Below are 19,567 nucleotides of genomic sequence, written 5' to 3'. Positions count from 1 at the left end.
CGCGGCCGGAAAAGAGCGAGGGCCGATGGTTTCCCATCGGCCCTCGCTGGTGAATGGCGCGCCCGGAAGGATTCGAACCTCCGACCCCCAAGTTCGTAGCCTGGTGCTCTATCCAGCTGAGCTACGGGCGCGCAGAAGGGAAATTATGACGGGCGCTCCCGCGGTTCGTCAATCCGTCGCCGGTCCGCGGCAGCCTTGGCGCGAGCGGCGAACCGTTGCCGCGATCGCCCCGCCCGGCCGCCTGTAGGAGCGTGCCATGCACGCGAAGACCGGCGCGGCAGGTCGCGCCGGGCATCACCGCCGACTCCGCCTGAGTCTCCCGCGGCCATGGGCCGCTCCAACGAGCCATCCCTGCGAGGGATGGCGGAGAGTGAGGGGCGAAAGCGGACCGCTTGCGAGCCACCGGCTCGCGTTCGCTCGAGCGCCCGGCGCACTGCGCCGGGCCGGAAATCGCGAACTCGGAGCCATCCCTGTGAGGGATGGCGGAGAGTGAGGGATTCGAACCCTCGATGGAGTTTTAAGCCCCATACTCCCTTAGCAGGGGAGCCCCTTCAGCCACTCGGGCAACTCTCCGTTGACAGCGCCGTGACGGCGCGCTGGCGCGAGTGCCCGCGCAGGATACCGGCTCGCCGCGGACGCGGCAAACCCTCAGTCGCCGGCAGCGCCACCCTCGGGAGACTCGTTGCCCGCACCGCTGTGGATCCGCTGGTAGATCTCCTCGCGGTGGACGGCGACGTCCTTCGGCGCGGTGATGCCGATACGCACCTGGTTCCCCTTGACGCCCAGCACGGTCACCGTGACGGAGTCGCCGATCATCAGGGTCTCGCCGACGCGTCGAGTCAAAATCAACATGAGAACTCTCCATGGACCGGCGGATCGTCCGCCAGCGGCGGGCGGAAGCCCCGTTTTGGGCCTCCGCCTCGCTCTTGGGAATCAGTAACGACAAACGGCCATGATAGCGGCCGCCGGTCGCGCGCGAGTAGGTGAAAAGTCACGCTGCAGTCATGAAAGCCGCGTGGAGACCCAGGCCTGCACGCCCTGCAATGCCTGTGCCAGGGCGGGGCCGTCGTCACCCCCGCCTTGAGCGAGATCCGGCCTGCCGCCACCCTTGCCACCGATCTGACCGGCGATGTGGGCCATGAGTTCCCCGGCGCGGACCCGACCCGCCGCGGCGCCGCTGACCCCGGCGACGAGCGCGGCGCGACCCTCGCTGGCGCCGGCCAGCACGATCACCGCGTCGCCGAGCTGCTGCTTGAGGCGGTCGATCGCCTCACGCAGGGCCTTGGCATCGAACCCTTCCAGCCGCGCCGCCAGCACCCGGACGCCCTGGACCTCGATCGCCGACCCGGCGAGGTCGGCGGTGGCGCCGCTGGCGGCCTTGGCCTTGAGCGCCTCGAGCTCGCGCTCCAGCCGCTTCTGACGCTCCAGCAGGCCGCGCAGCTTGTCGGCGACCTCGGCGGTGGTGCCGCCGAGCAGTCCGGCGGCCTGCTGCAGCTGCCGCTGCTCGGCGCCGACGTGGTCGAGCGCGGCCTGGCCGGTCAGCGCCTCGACCCGGCGCACGCCGGCGGAAACGCCGCCCTCGGACACCACGCGGAACAGCCCGATCTCGCCGGTGCGGCGCACATGGGTGCCGCCGCAGAGTTCGACCGATTCCCCCATCGCCACCACCCGCACGCGTTCACCGTACTTCTCGCCGAACAGGGCGATGGCGCCGGCGTCCAGTGCCTGCTGCATGTCCATTTCGCGGATCTCGACCGGGTGATCGGCGCGCACCTCGGCGTTCACCAGGCGTTCGATCTCGGCGATCCCCTCGGCCCCGACCGGCTCGAAATGGGAGAAGTCGAAGCGCAGCCGGTCGGGCGCCACCAGCGAGCCCTTCTGGGCGACATGGGTCCCGAGCAGTCCGCGCAGCGCGCCGTGCAGGAGGTGGGTGGCGCTGTGGTTGAGCACGGTGCGCCCGCGCCGGGCGTCGTCGACCGACCCGAGCAGGCGGTCGCCGACGCGCAGCTCGCCCGCCTCGAGCTGGCCGAGGTGCCCATGGAACTGGCCGGCGAACTTCTGGGTGTCGCCGACCCGGAAGCGCACGCCGTGTTCGTCGAGTTGGCCGGTGTCGCCCACCTGGCCGCCCGATTCGGCATAGAACGGGGTGCGGTCCAGGAACACCACCGCCTGTTCGCCCACGCCGACCGCCTCCACCGGGCGGCCGTCGCGCAGCAGGGCCACGATCTCGAGGCCTCCGGCGCGAAGCTGGTCGTAGCCGAGGAACTCGGTAGGCTGCAGCCGGGCCACCAGTTCGGCGGGCAGCCCCGCGCTGGCGGCGAACCTGCCGGCTGCGCGGGCGGTCTCGCGCTGGCGCGCCATGGCCGCGTCGAATCCATCGACGTCCACCTCGAGGCCGCGCTCGCGGGCGATGTCAGCGGTGAGGTCGAGCGGGAACCCATAAGTGTCGTAGAGCCGGAAGGCGTCCTCGCCGGGGATGCGGCCGCCGCAGCGGCCGGCGATCTCGTCGAAGATCCGCATGCCGGAGTCCAGGGTCTCGGCGAAGCGCTCCTCCTCGGCCCCGAGCGCGCGCTCGACCAGTTCGCGCGCGGAACGCAGCTCCGGATAGGCCTCGCCCATCAGCGCGTCCACGTCCCCGACCATGCGGTGGAAGAACGGCTCGCGCATGCCGAGCATCCAGCCATGGCGCAGCGCGCGGCGGATGATCCGCCGCAGCACGTAGCCGCGGCCCTCGTTGGAAGGCAGCACGCCGTCGACGATGAGGAAACTGCAGGCGCGGATGTGGTCGGCAATCACCCGCAGCGACTTGTTGCCCAGGTCGGCGGTGCCGGTGAGCTCGGCGGCTCGACGGATCAGCGCCTGGAACAGGTCGATCTCGTAGTTGCTGTGCACGCCCTGCAGCACCGCGGCCAGGCGCTCCAAGCCCATGCCGGTGTCGACGCACGGCGCCGGCAGCGGCAGCAGCGCGCCATCGGGCTGGCGGTCGAACTGCATGAACACCAGGTTCCAGATCTCGATGAAGCGATCGCCGTCCTCGTCGGGGGATCCGGGCGGGCCGCCGGCGATGTGCGGGCCGTGGTCGTAGAAGATCTCGGTGCACGGGCCGCAGGGGCCGGTGTCGGCCATCTGCCAGAAGTTGTCCGAGGCGAACGGGGCGCCCTTGTTGTCGCCGATCCTGATGATGCGCTCCGGCGGCAGGCCGATGTCGTCGCGCCAGATGGCGTACGCCTCGTCGTCGGTCTGGTAGACGGTCACCAGCAGCCGCTCGGCCGGCAGCTTCCACACCTCCGTCAGCAACTCCCAGGACCAGGCGATCGCCTCCCGCTTGAAGTAGTCGCCGAACGACCAGTTGCCGAGCATCTCGAAGAAAGTGTGGTGGCGTGCGGTGTAGCCGACCGAATCGAGGTCGTTGTGCTTGCCGCCGGCGCGCAGGCAGCGCTGCACGTCCACCGCCCGCACGTAGCTGCGTTTCTCGGCGCCGAGGAACACGTCCTTGAACTGCACCATGCCGGAGTTGGTGAACAGCAGGGTCGGGTCGTTGCCGGGGACCAGCGATGCCGAAGGCACGATGGTGTGGGACTTGCCGCGGAAGAAGTCGAGGAACTCGCGGCGGATCTCGGAAGTGGTCTTCATCGTCGGCGTGGGAATGCGTGAAGGGCGCCGGTCCGGCGCCCGACCGCCTGATGCGGCCACGACGTGGAGCTGACAACCCGATCCGGCAAGGGTAGCAGGCCGGCCGCCCCGCTGGCTGCGCCGGGGGCGATCCCCTGCCTTTCCGCTGAATCGGCGTTCAGTCCTCCGGGTCGAACCCGGTCGCGCGCCGCGCGCTGCCGATGCCGAAGCCGCGCCGGATCAGGAACTCGGCGGCCTTGCGCCGGCGCCCGGCATCCTCCGGCCCGAACTCGCCGAAACGACGCGCTACCAGCTCGCGCGCGGACGCGTCCCAATCGTCTTCTCCGTCCTCCGCCAGGGCCGCGAACGCGGCCTCGACCACCCCGGCGTCCAGGCCGTGCGATTCCAGCTCGATCCGGATCCGCAACGGACCGTACCCGGCACTCGCGCGGGAGCGCGCCAGGCTGGCGGCGAACCGCGTGTCGTCCTGCCAGCCCTCGGCGGCCATCCGCTCGACGGCGCGGGCCGCGTCCTCCGGCCCCACCCCGCGGGCGGCGAGCTTGCGCTCCAGTTCGCGGCGCGAATGCTCGCGTCGCACCAGCAGCGCCAGGGCGCGCTGCGCCGGGGTGGGCTCTGGCCGTCTGCGGCCGCGGCGGAGTGAATCGGGCATCGTTCCGGTGCTGTCGGCCCGGCACCGCCAGGCGGTGCCGGGCGTCGGTCAGGCCTCCTCTTCCTCGGCTTCCTTGGCCTCCCTGGCGTCGGGCTTGATGTCGGCAGGCACGAACTGGGCGCGCAGCGCGGCCTCCAAGGTAGCGGCGACCTCCGGGTTCTCCTTCAGGTACTGGCGCGCGTTCTCCTTGCCCTGGCCGATCCGCTCCTTGCCGTAGCTGTACCAGGCGCCGGCCTTTTCGACCAGCTTGGCCTCCACGCCCATGTCGATCAGCTCGCCCTCGCGGCTGATGCCCTCGCCGTAGAGGATCTCGGTGATCACCTGCTTGAACGGCGGCGCCATCTTGTTCTTGACCACCTTGATGCGGGTCTGGTTGCCGATGATCTCGTCGCCCTTCTTGATCGCGCCGATGCGGCGGATGTCCAGGCGCACCGACGCGTAGAACTTGAGCGCGTTGCCGCCGGTGGTGGTCTCGGGGCTCTGGCCCGGCATCATCACGCCGATCTTGTGGCGCAGCTGGTTGATGAAGAACACCATGCAGTTGCTGCGCTTGATGTTGCCGGTCAGCTTGCGCAGTGCCTGGCTCATCAGCCGGGCCTGCAGGCCGGGGAGCTGGTCGCCCATTTCGCCCTCGATCTCGGCCTTGGGGGTCAGCGCCGCGACCGAGTCGATGACCACCATGTCGACCGCGTTGGAACGCACCAGCATGTCGGCGATCTCCAGCGCCTGCTCGCCGGTGTCCGGCTGCGAGACCAGCAGGTCGTCGATGTTGACCCCCAGCTTGGTGGCATAGCCCGGATCGAGCGCGTGCTCGGCGTCGATGAAGGCGGCGGTCCCGCCGAGCTTCTGGCACTGGGCGATGGTCTGCAGGGTGAGGGTGGTCTTGCCGGAGGACTCGGGGCCGTAGATCTCGACCACGCGCCCCTTGGGCAGGCCACCGATGCCCAGGGCGATGTCGAGCTGCAGCGAGCCGGTGGGAATCGACTCCACCGCCTGCGCGGTGCCGTCGCCCATGCGCATCACCGAACCCTTGCCGAACTGCTTCTCGATCTGGGTCAGGGCGGCGGAAAGCGCGCGCTTCTTGTTCTCGTCCATCGTGGTGGTCCTCGCGGGTTGGCTGTTCTGGTTGGCGGGCAATCTAGCGGCGGCGCATCGCACGGGCTGCGACGGGCGCGGGATGTGGGTCCATTGTGGCCATCGCGGCGGCCGGGCCAAGCCGTGAACGCCGCGCGCCGCTGTCGGAAAATCGCCGGGCGCGGCGTGGGCGCGGCAGAGGCGGCACGGCGGCGCTCACCGGTTCGGCCGCACCAGCCCGCAGTACAGGCCCTCGATCGCGAAGTCCTGGTCCGGCAGCACCTCGATCGGCGCGTAGTCGGGGTTGCGCGGCAGCAGGCGGATGCGGTCCTTGCCGAGCCGAAGCAGCTTGACGGTGATTTCCTCGCCGATCCGGGCCACGACGATCTGCCCGGAGCGCGCCTCCGGGGTGCGGTGCACGCCGATCAGGTCGCCGTCGAAGATGCCCTCGTCGCGCATCGAGTCGCCCTTGACCTTGAGCAGGTAGTCGGGCGCCGGCGAGAACAGCACGCGGTCCAGGACCACGTAATCGTCCGTGCCGGCGTCGGCGCCGATCGGCGCGCCGGCGGCGACCCGGCCGAGCACCGGCAGCCGCAGCGCGGTCTCCCCGGCGCCCGTATCGGCCAGCGGCAGCTGCTGCTGCGGCGCCTCGGGCGCGACCAGTACGCGGATCCCGCGGGCCCGGCCGGGGACCCGCTCGATCGCGCCCGCCGCTTCCAGGGCCTCGAGGTGGTACTGCGCGGCGCGCACCCCGGCGAAGCCGAGGGCGCGCGCGATCTCGGCCTGCGAGGGCGGCATGCCCTCGGCCTCGATGCGCTCGGCGATCAGGGCGAGGACGGCCTGCTGGGTGGCGGTGAGCTTCATGGTTAGTAGTAATACTACTAACCGGCGCCGCGGTCAACGGCGCCGGCCGCTGCGCCAGATCGAGACCAGGATCCACACCCCGGCGAATGCGGCGCCGAGGAAGCCGAGCACGCCCAGCGCCATCAGCCACCGGTTCGGCACGCCGCCGCCGACGCTGTTCATGACGATCGACGAGCCGATGATCAGCGCCGCGGTGACGATGCCCATGGTCATCCGGTTGGCGGCGCGGTCGATGCGCTCGCCGAACGCGTCCAGGGTCGGCACTTCGATCTGCGCCCGCATGCGGCCGCGGCGCGCGGCCTGCAGCAGCCGGCGCAGGTCGCGCGGCAGGTCGCCGAGCAGGTCGACCAGCCCGAGCATGCTGCGCCGGCCCCGCCGCGCCAGGGTTCGCGGCGAGTAGCGCCGCAGCATGGCCTGCTCGACGTAGGGCCTGGCCTCGCCGGCCATGTCGAAGTCGGGGTCCAGCTGGCGCCCCAGCCCCTCCAGGGTCAGGAAGGCCTTGATCATCAGCGCCAGGTCCGGCGGCAGGCTCAGGCGGTGGCGGCGCAGGATCGCGGTGACCTCCACCAGCATCGCCCCCATCCGCAGGTCCTTGAGCGGCACCCCGCGGTATTGATCGGTGAACTGCTCGGTATCGGCCTGCAGCCGCGTCTCGTCGACGTCGATCCCGCCGTCGGTCCATTCCAGCAGGATGTCGGTCACCGCCTCGGCATCCTGCGCCACCAGGCCGTGCAGCAGTTGCGCGACCTGCACCCGGCGTTGCGCGGAGATGCGCCCGACCATGCCGAAATCGATCACCGCGATGCGGCCGTCGGCAAGGTAGAACACGTTGCCCGGGTGGGGATCGGCGTGGAACCAGCCGTCCTCGAGCACCATCTTCAGGACGATGGCCGCGCCGGTGCGCGCCAGCGCGCGGCGGTCCAGGCCGGCGGCGTCGACCGCGGCCAGGTCGCTGCCGGCGATGCCGTCGACATGGTCCTGCACGTTGAGGCGCTCGCAGGTCCACTGCCAGTGCACGCGCGGGATCAGGATGCCGTCGAAGCCGGCGAAGTTGGCGGCGATGCGCTCGGCGTTGCGGCACTCGGCGGCGAAGTCGAGCTCGCGGCGCAACGAGATGGCGAACTGCTGCACGATCTCGCGCGGGCGGTAGCGCTTCAGGTCCGGGGCCTGCACCTCGACGATCTCGGCCAGCCGCGCCAGCAGCCGCAGGTCGGCCTCGATCACCTCGCGGATCCCCGGCCGCCGCACCTTCAGCACCACCGCGGTGCCGTCCGCCAGCCAGGCCCGGTGCGCCTGCGCCAGCGAGGCGGCGGCCAGCGGCGCGCGCTCCAGGCGAACGAACAGCTCTTCCGGGTCGCGGCCCAGGTCCTCGACCAGCTGCGGCCGGATCGCGTCCCAGGGCAGCGCCGGCACCGCGTTCTGCAGCCCGCCCAGTTCCGCGGTCCAGTCCGGCGGCAGCAGATCGACCCGGGTCGCCAGCACCTGGCCGAGCTTGACGAAGGTGGGGCCGAGCTCCTGCAGCGCACGCCGCAGCCGCACCGGCGACTCCATCCGCAGCATCTGCTCGGCGTGGTGCCAGTGCAGCAGGCGCCCGGCGCGCTCGAGCGCCCCGGCCATGCCGATGCGCTTGACCACGTCGCCGAAGCCGTAGCGGATCAGCACCGAGGCGATTTCCTGCAGCCGCCCCAGGTCGCGCACCGTGCCCAGGGTTTCCCACATCAGCGCATCCCCCACCGGACCCGGGCGACGCCGCCCCGGGGGCTCACAGGGCGTCCAGCCCCGCCAGCGCCGCAGCCACGGTCTGGCGGCGCACCGCCTCGCGGTTGCCGGCGAACTGGAACAGCTCGGCGCGCGGGTAGCCGCCCCTGCCCTTCCAGGCGATCCACACGGTGCCGACCGGCTTGTCCTCGGTCCCGCCGCCGGGACCGGCGATGCCGGTCACCGCCACCGCCACGCTGGCGCCGGAGTGCACCAGCGCTCCGGACACCATCTCCACCGCGGTCTCGCGGCTGACCGCGCCCTCCTGCTCCAGGGTATGGGGATTGACCCCGAGCATCGCCTGCTTGGCCTCGTAGCTGTAGGCCACCATGCCGCAGTCGAACCAGTCCGAGCTGCCGGGCAGGTCGGTCACGGTCTTGGCGATCCAGCCGCCGGTACAGCTCTCGGCGGTGACCAGGCGGTGCCGGGCTTCGCGCAGGCGTTCGCCGACCCGGCCGGCCAGCTCGTGCAGTTCTTCATCGGAGGGAACGGTCATGCGGCTGTGGTTCGAAGGGGGAAGCCCGTTGTAGCCCATCGAGCCACCGGGGGAAACCCGCCGCGTTGGCATGTCCCGCGCAGGAGCGGCCGGCCTTCGCTTGCAAGGCACGCTCCTACGCAGCGCGGCCCGTGCGCCAAGGCAGCGGCCCGCGGCCGCCGAGGCCGCGGGCGCTCAGGCCAGGGCGACGGTCAGTAGCGCACCCGGAAAGTGACCCCGTAAGTGGCAGGCGCTCCGAGGAACGCGTTGTAGGTGTTCATCGGATCGCCGGGCTGGGGGCTGCCCACCGCCTGCAGGGGGCCGTCGAAGCCGACCTGCACATAGTCCTCGTCGAAGATGTTCTGGCCCCACAGCTCCACCATCCAGCGGCGATCGCGGGCGCCGAGGCCGAGCCGCGCATTGACCACGGTGAAGGCGTCCTGGTGCTTCTCGGCGTCCAGGTCGGAGCCGGTGTTGAAGTCCGACATGTACTTGGCGCCGGCGTTGAAGCGCGCCAGCAGCCGGTCGCCGAGGTCCCACTCGTAGGTGGCCGAGAGCGAACCGGACCATTCCGGCGCGAACGGCATGCGCGCGCCCGGCAGCTTGTAGAGCGCCCCGCCCGGGGCCTGGAAGTCGGCCCCCGGGATGTCGTCGCCGAACGTGGTGTCGGTGTACATCAGCCCGCCCTGCAGCATCAGCCCCGGCGCCGCCGCCGGCTGCCACAGGATCTCGGTATCCACGCCCTTGGAGACCACTTCCGGGATCGAGCGGACCACGAAGCTGGTACCGAGGAAGCTGTTGAGCTGGAAGTCGTCGTAGGTCTGGTGGAACGCGGTGGCGTTGAGCAGCAGGTTGCCGCCGGCCCAGCTGGTCTTGGCGCCGAGTTCGAAGCTGTTGACGAACTCGCCCGGGAACGAGGTGTCGTCGACCGGGGTGATGCCCGGACCGCCGCTGGACAGGCCGTCGGAGGACTGCACCCGGTCGAGGTTGAAGCCACCGCCCTTGTAGCCGCGCGCGGCCGAGGCGTAGGTCATGACGCTGTCGTTCCAGCGGTAGGCGGCCTTGACGGTGCCCGACCATTCGTTCTCGGTGCGCTCCTGGAAGGTGTCGCGGCCGTCGTGCAGGGCATTGGCCCAGGGCAGGCACATGAAGCCGGCGATCCCCGGCCCGGTCTGGGCCATGATCGCGTCCTGCACCGGCGCCGGCAGCGAGGCGAACGCGGTGCTGCGCGAGGCGAGCGCCGAACGCAGCTGGGCGAAGCGCGCCGGATTGGCCGGGTTCTGGTCGATCAGCGCCGAGCCGCAGCCGAGGCTGCCGTTGGGATTGCTGTAGACCGAGTGCAGCTCCTTCTCCTCGCGGGTGTAGCGCAGGCCGAGGGTGAGATCGAGCGCGTCGGTGGCGTGCCAGGTGTTGTTGGTGAACAGCGCCATGCTCTTGGCGCTCTGGTCGTGCCGGTCGAGGGCGCCCAGCCCGCCGAAGTTGCTGCCGTACGGCACCCCGCTGACCTGCGACAGGAACGCCGCGGCGGGCAGGCCCAGCGGGTTGTCGAGCGGGACGCCGGCCGCGGCGAGGCTCTGCGCCACGTTCTGGTAGACCAGCGTCGACAGGTAGGGTTCGTAGTGCGCGCCGACGCGGTACGAATCGTTGCGGGCCAGGTCCTCGTCGGAGTAGAAGAATCCGACCATCCAGTCGATGCTGTCGGTGGCGCCGGTCAGGCGGAGTTCCTGGCTGAAGGTCTCGAAGCCCGAGAAGGATTCGTCCTGGTCGGCGTTGCGGTAGATGATGTCGGCGGTGGTGAAGTCGAAATCCAGGCCGTTGATCGCCTGCCACTCGCGGTAGGCGCTGATCGAAGTGAGGGTGGCGCCGCCCAGCGCGCCGAGTTCCCAGTCGACCTGCGCCGACACGCCCTTGTCCTTGATGTCCTGCTCGGTGCTGCGGTTGCTGTAGGCGACGCGCGCGAACGGGTCGGCGGGCATGGCGATGGCGTCGCCGCCGCCGAGCGCCTGGATGATCGGCGCGGTGCCGCCGGTCACCAGCTGCACCGCGGTGCAGCAGTTCTCCTCGCGGCTGGTGAAGTCGGCCGCGAACTGGATGTCGACGCTGTCGGTGGGCTCGAACAGCAGCTTGCCGCGCAGGGTGTGGTAGTTCTGGTCGTAGTCCTCGTCCTCCACGCGCGGGCCGGCGCCGGTGCGCACGTCCATCCAGCCGTCGCGCTTGCGCTTGGCGGCGTAGATGCTGAAGGCGGCGTTGTCGCCGAAGGCGTCGTTGTACGCCCCGGACACGCCGACCGCGCCGTAGTTGCCGACCGTCACCTCGCCCTCGGCGCTCTGGGTGTAGCTCGGGCGGCGGGTCATGATGTTGATGACGCCTGCCGAGGTGTTCTTGCCGAACACCGTCCCCTGCGGGCCCTTGAGCACCTCGATGCGCTCGAGCTCGCCGAGGTCGCCGAAGCCGACGCTGTTGCGCGGCCGGTACACGCCGTCGATCACCACGCCGACCGAAGACTCCAGGCCGACGTTGTCGCCCACGGTGCCGATGCCGCGGATGCGCGCGGTGGTGATCGCCTCGTTCTGGGTGCTGGTCACGGTCAGGCCGGGCACCAGCACCTGCATGTCCTTGATGTCGCGGACGCCGGTGTCGCGGATCAGCTGTTCGTCCATCACCGTGACCGAGATCGGCACGTCCTGCAGCACTTCCTCGCGCTTTTGCGCGGTCACCACCAGCCGCGCCAGGGTGGTCGGCTCGTCGGCCTCGCCGGCGGGCTCTGCGTCCTGGGCGTGCGCCGGCCCGGCCTGGGTCATCGAGACCAGGGCCGCCAGCACGGCGGTGGCAAGAATCCTGTGTTTCGGCTGCTGCGAAAGCATGTGGCGTCCCCCTGGCCTGATGGAAGTGCGGGTGTTGCGAATCGCCGCGGGCGGCGGCATGCGCGACCGCGGACGAATCCGCGGGCGGGCTGGACCGGCGTGGGGGACGGGTCCAGCGTGCCGCCATCACACGCATTACGGAAAGCTAACATAATTCCGGACGCCGGCAAGTACGCCGGGAGTCGCGAATGCGTCGTGTGCGTTGGGCCGCGGCGCGCCGCCCGGCGACCCGACCGTTTGGGCCTCCACCGCGGCCCGGTCGCGGCCGCGAGCCTGCCACCCCGGGTCGCCGCCTGGCGGCGGCGCGGGCTCCCCCGGTGCGCCCGGGCGATGCCTCAGGCGGCGGCGGGTCGCTCGCGCGCATGCGGCGGCAGCGCCAGCGCGATCAGCGCGGCCGCGGTCACGAACACCGCCGAGATCCACAGGCATGCGGCCAGCCCCGCCGCCTGGTACACCCAGCCCGAGAGCACCGTGCCGAGCAGCCGGCCCATCGCGTTGGCCATGTAATAGAAGCCGACATCGAGCGACACCCCGTCCTCGCGCGCGTAGCTGACGATCAGGTAGCTGTGCAGCGCCGAGTTCACCGCGAACAGCACCCCGAACAGCGCCAGGCCGCCGATCAGCACCGGCTGCGGCGGCCACGCCTGCATGGCGAGCGCGATGGCCGCCGGCACCCCCGACAGCGCCGCCGCCCAGCCGGCCGCCGCGCCGCGCCCGGGCGGCTGCCGGCGGTCGCGTCCGGTGAAACGCGGCGCCGCGGCCTGGACGATGCCGTAGCCGATCACCCACGCGGCGAGGAACGCCCCGACCCGCCAGTGGTCCCAGCCCAGCGCGCCGGCCAGGAACACCGGCAGCGCCACCACGAACCACACGTCGCGGGCGCCGAACAGGAACAGCCGCGCCGCCGATAGCACGTTGATCGCGCGGCTCTGGGAGAGCATCTGGCGGAATCTCGGCGCCGCCCTCGCCCGCCCCAGGTCGGCGCGAAGCAGCGCCAGGCTGGCCAGCCAGACCAGCGCCAGCGCGACCGCCATCGCCAGCACCGCGGCGCGGAATCCGAGCCCGCCCAGCAGCGCACCGCCCAGGAAGAAGCCGACGCCCTTGAGCGCGTTCTTGGAACCGGTGAGCGCCGCCACCCAGCGATACAGGGTGCCCTGCGCGCCGTCGGCCACCAGCAGCTTGACGCTGCTCTTGGCGCTCATCTTGTTGAGGTCCTTGGCGACGCCGGACAGCGCCTGCGCCGTCATCACCAGCGGCACCGTCAGCCAGGCGGTCGGCGCCGCCAGCACCGCCAGCGCGACGATCTGCAGCCCCAGGCCGATGTTCATGGTCCGGTTCAGGCCGATCCGCGCGCCCAGCCACCCGCCCACCAGGTTGGTGAGCACGCCGAAGATCTCGTAGAACAGGAACAGCAGCGCGATCTGCAGCGGCGCGTAGCCGAGCTGGTGGAAATGCAGCACCACCAGCATGCGCAGCGCGCCGTCGGTCAGGGTGAAGGCCCAGTAGTTGCCGGTCACCAGTGCGTACTGGCGAAGGCCGGTCATGCCGGCGATCCGGCCCGTCCCACCTTCAGCGCCAGCTCCACCGTGCGGTTCACGTAGCCCCACTCGTTGTCGTACCAGGCGTAGATCTTCACCTGGGTTCGATTGGTGACCCGGGTCGAAAGCGCATCGACGATCGCCGAGCGCGGATCGGTGCGGTAGTCGATCGACACCAGCGGCCGCTCCTCGTAGCCCAGGATTCCCCGCAGCGGGCCCTGCAGCGCGGCCGCGCGCAGCAGCCCGTTGACCTCGTCCACGGTGGTGCCGCGCTCGACCTCGAACACGCAGTCGGTGAGCGAAGCATTGGTCAGCGGCACCCGCACCGCGATCCCGTCGAGCCGGCCGCGCAGCTCGGGAAAGATCTCGGCGATCGCGGTGGCCGAGCCGGTGGAGGTGGGGATCAGGCTGCTGCCGCAGGCGCGGGCGCGGCGCGGGTCCTTGTGCGCGGCGTCGACGATGGTCTGGGTATTGGTGAGCGAATGGATGGTGGTGATGCTGCCGTGGCGGATCCCGAGCCCCTCGTGGATCGCCTTGACCACCGGCGCCAGGCAGTTGGTGGTGCAGGAGGCGGCGGTGACGATGCGGTGCACTCCCGGGTCGAACAGGTGGTCGTTGACCCCGACCACCGCGTCCAGCACGCCGGCCTGCTTGACCGGCGCGGTGACCACCACGCGCGGCACGCCCTGGTCGAGGTAGGGCTGCAGGACCTCCTGTTTTCGGAAGCGGCCCGAGGCCTCGATCACCACATCGCAGTCCGACCATCCGGTCTCGGCGATCTCGCGATTGCGCGTGACCTGGATCCGCCGGCCGTCGACGACCAGCGCGTTGCCGTCGTGGCCGATCTCGCGCCGCCATGGCCCGTGGATCGAGTCGAACGCGAGCAGATGCGCCAGGGCGGCCGCGTCGGCGGCCGGGTCGTTGATGCGCACGAACTCCAGCGCCGCCAGCTCGGCGCGTTCCAGCGCCGCGCGCAGGCAGAGCCGGCCCATCCGGCCGAACCCGTTGATGCCGATTTTCACGCTCATGCCCTGATGCTCATGCGGTCTTCCTGGCTTTCGGGGCGCAGCGCGCGGGATCGCCGCCGCAGCAGTTCTCGGTGAGATAGTCGACCAGCCCCTGCATCGCCGCGAAATCGGCGCGGTAGGTGATGCTGCGGCCCCGCTGCTCGGCCTCGACCAGGCCGGCCTGGGCCAGGGTCTTGAGGTGGAACGACAGCGTGGTGGCGGCGATGTCGAGCGCCCCGGCCAGCTCGCCAGGGGTCGCGCCGTCCGGACCGAGCCGCACGAGATGGCGAAACAGCGCCAGGCGCGATTTCTGCGCCAGCGCGGACAGGGCCTCGAGGGCAATCGGGGTCTGCATCGATTCGATCATACTGGAATTATGAAATTAATCTCGACTGGCCCGGGCGGCTTGCCGGCCGCCCGCACCTTCCTGCGCCAGCGACGGCAGGCGCGACGCGCGGCGCTTCAGCCGCCGGGCTGACCCGGCGCGGCGCTCCGCGCGGCCGCAAGCTCCCGCCGCGCGCTGCCGAGCACGCGCAGCGCCGAACGCGAGAACAGCAGCAGCAGCGCGGTGGCGACCACCAGGTCCGGCCAGCCGCTGCCGAACGCCCAGACCGCGGCCGCCGCGGCGAGCACCGCCACGCCTTCCCAGACGTCGTTGCGCGAGCACTCCCACACCGAGGACATGTTGACGTCGCCGTGCCGGTAGGGCGCCAGCAGCCACAGGCACACGGCGTTCGCGCCGAGGTTGAGCAGCGCGGCCACGCCCATGGTCTCGAACAGCGGCACCGCGGGGTGCGCCAGCCGCCAGGCGATCTGCACGCCCACCGCCACCGCGGCGCCGAGGATCAACACGCCCTTGAACAGCGCCACCCGCGCCTTGGCCCGCGCGCTCGCGCCGACCACCGCCAGGCTCAGCGCGTAGGTCAGCGCATCGCCCAGGTTGTCCAGTCCCCCGGACAGCAGCGACGACGACCCCGCCGCGAACGCCGCCGCCGCCATCATCAGGAACGTCGCCGCGTTGATCGCCAGCACGACGACCAGCACGCGCCGCTGCTTCGCCTGCAGGGCGCGGACCTCGATCGACTTGCCGCAGCACGAGTCGGCCATGCGCCCAGCATACCGCCACCGGCGACACGGCCGGCGCCGGTCGCCTAGGTGCGGTCCTCGGGCGTGCGCGACCGGTTCAGCGCACCATCGCATGGTGGATGGCGTGGATGTGGTCACCGCTCCCTGCCGTAGGCCCTGCGCCGGCCAGCCAAGGCAGACCAGGGCGTGCCGGCGCAGGCGAGTCGCGACGGGGCTGCTCGGATCACGGCGTCGCTCCCGATCCACCGTGCCCGGGGCGCAGCGCACGCCGGTAGGCGTTCTCATCGGTCGGCGCGTCCAGGGTCGCATCGTCGAACAGGACGTGGTCCGGCGTGATCACCGTCAGCGCCCTGGTCGTATCGACTCTCGCCGTCAAGCCGGTGGCCCGGAGGTCGAGGAGGTGGCCGCCGGCGCGCCTGCCCGCGTCGACGAAATGGAAGTGATAGCCGGGGGCGTTGACGCCTGCGGCCCAGGCGGGAAACCGGAAGCCGACCAGGGTGCCTTCGACCTTTTCGAGCGTGAACACCCGCTGCGACTTCACCACCTCAGCAACCGGCACGTAGGGGGGCGATTGCCGCGGCACGCTGCGCAGGCGGACGCGCTCGAAGGTCCCGTCCACCCGGATCGCGTGGATGCGATTGGGCGACCCTGTCCCGGCGTCCAGCGCCGCCGCCAACGCATCGAAGCCGCCGATGGAGCCCAGCACCAGCCGGCGGTCGGGCCGGAAGCGCTTGACCCACAGCACCGAGGCGCGCTCCCCGGGGTCGATGGTGCGCAGGCTGCCGTCCAGCCGCGCGTGGTAGGCCTCTCCGTCCAGCACGATGGCTTCCCCGTCCAGGGGGCTCAGGCCACCCAGGCCGAAGTCGCCATGTTCCAGCACCGAGCCGAAGGCGATGGGACTCTCCAGCACGCCAGCCAGCAAGCCCTGCAACGGCACCGCCTGGAACACCGCGTCCCCGGGACAGTACGCGCGGCTGCATCCGTCGCCGCCCGGCGCCGATGCCGGCGCCGCGACATGCGGCGCGCCGGACGCGTACGCCACAGCCGCGGCCGAGGCGCACGCCAGGCCAAGAACGAAAGCTCCGAGGGATCGATGCATGGATCTGGAGACCAGGCTTGCGGAGGAGCAGGCACCCTAACAGCCGTCAGCCGAGCGATAATCCGGCGCCAGCGAACTTCTTTCCTGCAGAAAATGAACGAATTGGGCGCGCTGACACCGACCCATCTGCGCGAGCTGGCGGGATTCGTCACGGCCGCCCGGTTCCTCAATTTCGCCCGCGCATCGCGTGAGGTCGGCTGCTCGCCGTCCGTGCTCAGCCGCCGCATCGCGTCGCTGGAGTCGCGCGTCGGCGGCCGCGTCTTCCTCCGCTCGACCAGGCGCATGACGCTGACGCCGCTTGGCGAATCGCTTCTGAGCCACTGCGAGCGGCTGGAGACGGCACTGGCGGCGGTGAACGCGGAGCTCCTCGGGCACCGGGCCGAACCCGCCGGCCTGGTCCGCCTGCACCTGCCCACGACCTATGGGCGCCGTTGCGTGGCCCCGCTGCTTCCCGGGCTGTTGTCGAAATACCCCCGTCTGCGCCTCGACGTCACCTTCGACGACGGCTATGCGGACCTGGTCGCGACACGCACCGACATCGCCCTGCGCATCGGCGTGCCGGCCGATTCGGGCCTGTCGGCGACCAGCCTGCGGCCGATCCGCCGCTTCCTCGTCGCATCGGCGCGCTACCTGGCCGATGCCCCGGCACTGGAGCGCCCGGAGGACCTGAAGGAGCATCGGTGCCTGGCGTTGCACGGGTTGCGTTCGGGAGAGCTGTGGACGTTCGAGCGCCAGCGCCAGCGACGGGTGGTCCGCGTGCGTCCGGTGCTGCGCGCGAACAACGCCGACGCGTTGCTGGAGGCGGCACTCGCAGGAAGCGGTGTCGCCCTGCTGGCCGACTTCGTCGCCGGGGACGCCATCGCCGCCGGAAACCTGGTCGAGGTGATGACCGGCTGGACGGTCACGCAGCCCGAGGTGCAGCTGCTCTGGGTGTCGGGCGCCGAGCGCATGCCGCGCGTGCGGGCGACCATCGACCTGCTGCGCGAGCGGCTCGGAAGATGAAGAGCGACGTTGCCCAGGCGGCCCGCCGGCCGCTCGGAATCCCTCGCTCGGCCACCCGCAGCCGCGCCGGCGCATCGCTTCCTTGCGCATCCCCTCACGCCCCACGTCGCGACAGCGTCGCGCCGTAGGGTGCCCGGAGATTCGCCGGCGCCTTGGCTACAATCCTGCTTCATGGCGCGCCGTCGCGCGGCAACGACTGCTGCCCCAGCCACCCGAGCCAGTTCGATCTCCACGGACTTCACCCGGGCGAAGCCCGCCGCCGGCGTCCGTCCTCCGCCGCAAAAATCGCGAACTTGTTCCCTAAGATCAGAGAGTTATGTCGCAAGCGAAGTCGACCGAGCACACCCCGCTGATGAAGCAGTTCTTGTGTGTATCAAAAAAATGCGGGCTTTTAAGCCACTAGTGGGCTCTAGACTCAACCCGGAGCTACTCCAGAGCTACGGCAACGTAGGGCAGACCGTCGAGTTGCCACCAAGCTGCAAACAAGATTCGCTGCTGCGACTCCATGACCTTGGGCCTGCTCGAGCTAGCCATCCTCCAGCCGGCAATCCAAACGCGCCGCTTCGCTACTGGCCGTCCGCAACCTTAGGGGGTGGAACTTCCCTCTCAGCACTGACTTTTGCTTGCTGATCCGCTCGATCTGAAGCGAGCTTGTTGGCGGCACTTTGCTCCTGGTGCATAGCTCGCAAGAGCGCGTTTTGTTCGCCCAAAGCCTCAATGATAGACGCCGTAGCACTTTCGTCTGCTCCTGCCTCGCTGCGGTCGGCACCATAGCCGATCACCGCATACCAAGCAGTAAACACCAGCGCCACAGCAGACACCGCGAGAGTCAACATCGCTAATCCGATTGCCCTGCGCGCATGCTTCTGACTTTCGACCGCCTCATTTCTAAGCGTTTGTAGCAACTTCGCAGTGACATCCGACATCTCGCCAGCATGTGCAACGACCAACCCCATCCCATCTTCCATTCGCCCTACGGCTGCTTCCATTTTCTCTGTTGAAAGTGCAGTGCGCCCCTGAGGCGTGTCGCTCAATCGCGGCAGATGAAGATTCTCGTATCTCGATTGGGTGGGCTCGATACCTTTTATCACCGACTCAGAAGCCAGATCTGAGTTGAACTTATCAAGGACAGAAAAGCTGTCCCTTGTAAGCCTCTGAAAGACGGAGCTGTTTTGCTCCTCCTGAAGCTTTCTCAAAGTCTTTCCTACCGCTTCATAGCCGGCCAAGCTCGAACCAAACATCTTATCTATCCGCTCTTTCAAAGAGCCGACATCACTTACAGAACTAGACAGCCCCGGCCAGTTCTTCATAATTTCAGTAGTGGCGCCAGCGCGTGCCATCGTAGTGGCGACGCTGTCTTTCAAACGCTTTGAGCTATCACTCCACTCCTTGTGCTCTTTTCGAATTAATGCGGCGAGCATAGCAACAGGATCTTTATCCGAACGAACCTCAAAGATATGGTGCAGATAGTCGCTCGCAAAGAGCCTCAGATCGTCATCCGTGAGACATTCAACCTCCTCCTCCGTCAGCGGCGGCGAAATATCATCGGGATCTTCAGATGGTCGAGCGGCCACGCATCCCGCGTAAATACGAACTAGGTCAATATCGGTAATCCCGTCTGGGTGAGGAGCCCTCGTTTCAAAGACTGCTCGCCTCCCCAGCGTCATGCGTCGAGCCGTGATCTCCCCAAGCCCTACCGTGACCAACGAGAACGGCGCACTCAGGCGCACGAGGAATTCCTTCAAGCTTGCCTTCTGCTTCGGCTCGTTCTTGTCGTCGTCTTCTGCCATTTACGCTCCCCCCATTCACTTCAAATTCTTGACTTGGAAGAAGCTCGTGTCAACGACGAGAGCCCAGCCTTCTTGTTCGTCGAGCCTGCTGCTCCTGCGGCCGCAGCATAAGCCGCGTTCGGCTCCAAGAGCCCGGTAGGCGCGCAACCCTTGCGAGCTCGCCTCGGAGCCCCACCAATGTAGAGAGCAAGCGCTTCACTCCGCTAGCCGTGAGGGACGACTTGTGGCGAATCGGCTACTCCTGAAGCAGTCGTTCCTATTCAGAATTGAGACATCGGTCCACTTGCGTTAAACGCAAATGCTGCTTGGATGGGGGCTCCCCCAACAGCGTGAGGAGCGCGACCATGCAGCAACAAGATCTGAAGCTTGATATTGCCAGCCGTCTACTGAGCGGCATCGTTTCCCAGGACCGTAACCGAAAACTCCTGGATCGTCTCGACGACATCGACCACTCACTGGAAGTTGCCGACGAACTAATTCGCCGCAGCAAGGGCGATGCACCGCCAACACGCGACCATACGCTCCAGCCCCGCCCGATCACTCGCACCCGCGAAAAGGTCATCCAGCGCGAGCAGCTGCCACTGCAGCAAATCCTGGAAGCCAGGCGCGCTGGCAGCCAGAGCAAGCCTAGCCGAGGCCCAACCCTTCACTAGCTTCATTTGATCCACATCTGCACTGCGTGGTGCCAGGGGGGGACCACGATCGATGCCTCGCGAAAGCGGGGCATC

General features: G+C 69.5%; 16 protein-coding genes and 2 tRNA genes. 2 read left to right on the top strand and 16 right to left on the bottom strand.

Translation table 11 applies throughout. From position 1 onward, the window contains the following. Window positions 1-54: 54 nt before the first annotated feature. The 15 genes from QFW77_RS14760 to QFW77_RS14690 form a co-directional block, all read right to left on the bottom strand. A tRNA-Arg gene (locus tag QFW77_RS14760) sits at window positions 55-131 on the bottom strand. 349 nt (window positions 132-480) lie between these two features. Next, window positions 481-573: transfer RNA gene (locus QFW77_RS14755), tRNA-Ser, on the bottom strand. 75 nt (window positions 574-648) lie between these two features. Further along, window positions 649-852: a carbon storage regulator CsrA gene (csrA, locus tag QFW77_RS14750; protein ID WP_280575538.1), complete on the bottom strand. Its 204-nt coding sequence runs from the start codon at window positions 850-852 to the stop codon at window positions 649-651. A gap of 150 nt (window positions 853-1,002) precedes the next feature. After that, a complete protein-coding gene (gene alaS / locus QFW77_RS14745) occupies window positions 1,003-3,633 on the bottom strand; it encodes an alanine--tRNA ligase (protein WP_280575537.1) in 2,631 nt (876 codons plus the stop codon). Window positions 3,634-3,790: 157 nt separating this feature from the next. After that, window positions 3,791-4,282, bottom strand: coding sequence for a regulatory protein RecX (locus tag QFW77_RS14740; RefSeq protein ID WP_280575535.1), 492 nt, complete (start codon window positions 4,280-4,282; stop codon window positions 3,791-3,793). Between the two features lie 48 nt (window positions 4,283-4,330). Next, window positions 4,331-5,377 (bottom strand): recombinase RecA, encoded by a 1,047-nt coding sequence (gene recA, locus QFW77_RS14735; protein ID WP_280575534.1) that lies wholly within the window; start codon window positions 5,375-5,377, stop codon window positions 4,331-4,333. Window positions 5,378-5,572: 195 nt separating this feature from the next. After that, on the bottom strand, window positions 5,573-6,220 hold the full coding sequence (lexA, locus tag QFW77_RS14730; protein ID WP_280575533.1) for a transcriptional repressor LexA: 648 nt from the start codon (window positions 6,218-6,220) through the stop codon (window positions 5,573-5,575). A 33-nt stretch (window positions 6,221-6,253) separates the two neighbouring features. Next, window positions 6,254-7,939 (bottom strand): 2-polyprenylphenol 6-hydroxylase, encoded by a 1,686-nt coding sequence (gene ubiB / locus QFW77_RS14725; protein WP_280575532.1) that lies wholly within the window; start codon window positions 7,937-7,939, stop codon window positions 6,254-6,256. Between the two features lie 43 nt (window positions 7,940-7,982). Continuing rightward, window positions 7,983-8,474, bottom strand: a complete 492-nt coding sequence (locus tag QFW77_RS14720; RefSeq protein WP_280575531.1) for a CinA family protein — start codon at window positions 8,472-8,474, stop codon at window positions 7,983-7,985. A 191-nt stretch (window positions 8,475-8,665) separates the two neighbouring features. Beyond that, on the bottom strand, window positions 8,666-11,317 hold the full coding sequence (locus tag QFW77_RS14715) for a TonB-dependent receptor (RefSeq protein WP_280575530.1): 2,652 nt from the start codon (window positions 11,315-11,317) through the stop codon (window positions 8,666-8,668). Between the two features lie 335 nt (window positions 11,318-11,652). Then, window positions 11,653-12,861 (bottom strand): organoarsenical effux MFS transporter ArsJ, encoded by a 1,209-nt coding sequence (arsJ, locus tag QFW77_RS14710; RefSeq protein WP_280575529.1) that lies wholly within the window; start codon window positions 12,859-12,861, stop codon window positions 11,653-11,655. Next, window positions 12,858-13,883, bottom strand: coding sequence for an ArsJ-associated glyceraldehyde-3-phosphate dehydrogenase (locus QFW77_RS14705; RefSeq protein ID WP_280575528.1), 1,026 nt, complete (start codon window positions 13,881-13,883; stop codon window positions 12,858-12,860). Before QFW77_RS14705 ends, arsJ begins: the two co-directional genes overlap by 4 nt. A 10-nt stretch (window positions 13,884-13,893) precedes the next feature. Next, window positions 13,894-14,217, bottom strand: a complete 324-nt coding sequence (locus QFW77_RS14700) for an ArsR/SmtB family transcription factor (RefSeq protein ID WP_280575527.1) — start codon at window positions 14,215-14,217, stop codon at window positions 13,894-13,896. A 107-nt stretch (window positions 14,218-14,324) separates the two neighbouring features. Continuing rightward, window positions 14,325-14,969 (bottom strand): cation efflux transmembrane domain-containing protein, encoded by a 645-nt coding sequence (locus tag QFW77_RS14695; protein ID WP_280575526.1) that lies wholly within the window; start codon window positions 14,967-14,969, stop codon window positions 14,325-14,327. Window positions 14,970-15,171: 202 nt separating this feature from the next. Then, window positions 15,172-16,047: an acetolactate decarboxylase gene (locus tag QFW77_RS14690; RefSeq protein ID WP_280575525.1), complete on the bottom strand. Its 876-nt coding sequence runs from the start codon at window positions 16,045-16,047 to the stop codon at window positions 15,172-15,174. A gap of 93 nt (window positions 16,048-16,140) precedes the next feature. Between QFW77_RS14690 and QFW77_RS14685 the strand changes: the two genes are divergently transcribed. Further along, window positions 16,141-17,049, top strand: a complete 909-nt coding sequence (locus tag QFW77_RS14685; RefSeq protein ID WP_280575523.1) for a LysR family transcriptional regulator — start codon at window positions 16,141-16,143, stop codon at window positions 17,047-17,049. A gap of 566 nt (window positions 17,050-17,615) precedes the next feature. On the opposite strand, the gene QFW77_RS14680 is transcribed toward QFW77_RS14685, so the two are convergent. Next, complete coding sequence (locus QFW77_RS14680; RefSeq protein WP_280575522.1) at window positions 17,616-18,839, bottom strand: hypothetical protein; 1,224 nt, start codon at window positions 18,837-18,839, stop codon at window positions 17,616-17,618. 344 nt (window positions 18,840-19,183) lie between these two features. On the opposite strand from QFW77_RS14680, the gene QFW77_RS14675 reads away from it, so the two are divergent. Then, window positions 19,184-19,492: a hypothetical protein gene (locus tag QFW77_RS14675; RefSeq protein WP_280575521.1), complete on the top strand. Its 309-nt coding sequence runs from the start codon at window positions 19,184-19,186 to the stop codon at window positions 19,490-19,492. Window positions 19,493-19,567 lie beyond the last annotated feature (75 nt).

Origin of the sequence: Luteimonas endophytica (genome assembly GCF_029887875.1) — a bacterium.
GTDB classification, from domain to species: Bacteria; Pseudomonadota; Gammaproteobacteria; order Xanthomonadales; family Xanthomonadaceae; genus Luteimonas; species Luteimonas endophytica.
This window is presented reverse-complemented; position numbering and strand designations above follow the sequence as displayed.

What these genes read in the sequence shown, in the direction of transcription:
- csrA (WP_280575538.1), bottom strand. Translation starts at nt 852, where the DNA reads ATGTTGATTTTGACTCGACGCGTCGGCGAGACCCTGATGATCGGCGAC.
- alaS (WP_280575537.1), bottom strand. Translation starts at nt 3,633, where the DNA reads ATGAAGACCACTTCCGAGATCCGCCGCGAGTTCCTCGACTTCTTCCGC.
- QFW77_RS14740 (WP_280575535.1), bottom strand. Translation starts at nt 4,282, where the DNA reads ATGCCCGATTCACTCCGCCGCGGCCGCAGACGGCCAGAGCCCACCCCG.
- recA (WP_280575534.1), bottom strand. Translation starts at nt 5,377, where the DNA reads ATGGACGAGAACAAGAAGCGCGCGCTTTCCGCCGCCCTGACCCAGATC.
- lexA (WP_280575533.1), bottom strand. Translation starts at nt 6,220, where the DNA reads ATGAAGCTCACCGCCACCCAGCAGGCCGTCCTCGCCCTGATCGCCGAG.
- ubiB (WP_280575532.1), bottom strand. Translation starts at nt 7,939, where the DNA reads ATGTGGGAAACCCTGGGCACGGTGCGCGACCTGGGGCGGCTGCAGGAA.
- QFW77_RS14720 (WP_280575531.1), bottom strand. Translation starts at nt 8,474, where the DNA reads ATGACCGTTCCCTCCGATGAAGAACTGCACGAGCTGGCCGGCCGGGTC.
- QFW77_RS14715 (WP_280575530.1), bottom strand. Translation starts at nt 11,317, where the DNA reads ATGCTTTCGCAGCAGCCGAAACACAGGATTCTTGCCACCGCCGTGCTG.
- arsJ (WP_280575529.1), bottom strand. Translation starts at nt 12,861, where the DNA reads ATGACCGGCCTTCGCCAGTACGCACTGGTGACCGGCAACTACTGGGCC.
- QFW77_RS14705 (WP_280575528.1), bottom strand. Translation starts at nt 13,883, where the DNA reads ATGAGCGTGAAAATCGGCATCAACGGGTTCGGCCGGATGGGCCGGCTC.
- QFW77_RS14700 (WP_280575527.1), bottom strand. Translation starts at nt 14,217, where the DNA reads ATGCAGACCCCGATTGCCCTCGAGGCCCTGTCCGCGCTGGCGCAGAAA.
- QFW77_RS14695 (WP_280575526.1), bottom strand. Translation starts at nt 14,969, where the DNA reads ATGGCCGACTCGTGCTGCGGCAAGTCGATCGAGGTCCGCGCCCTGCAG.
- QFW77_RS14690 (WP_280575525.1), bottom strand. Translation starts at nt 16,047, where the DNA reads ATGCATCGATCCCTCGGAGCTTTCGTTCTTGGCCTGGCGTGCGCCTCG.
- QFW77_RS14685 (WP_280575523.1), top strand. Translation starts at nt 16,141, where the DNA reads ATGAACGAATTGGGCGCGCTGACACCGACCCATCTGCGCGAGCTGGCG.
- QFW77_RS14680 (WP_280575522.1), bottom strand. Translation starts at nt 18,839, where the DNA reads ATGGCAGAAGACGACGACAAGAACGAGCCGAAGCAGAAGGCAAGCTTG.
- QFW77_RS14675 (WP_280575521.1), top strand. Translation starts at nt 19,184, where the DNA reads ATGCAGCAACAAGATCTGAAGCTTGATATTGCCAGCCGTCTACTGAGC.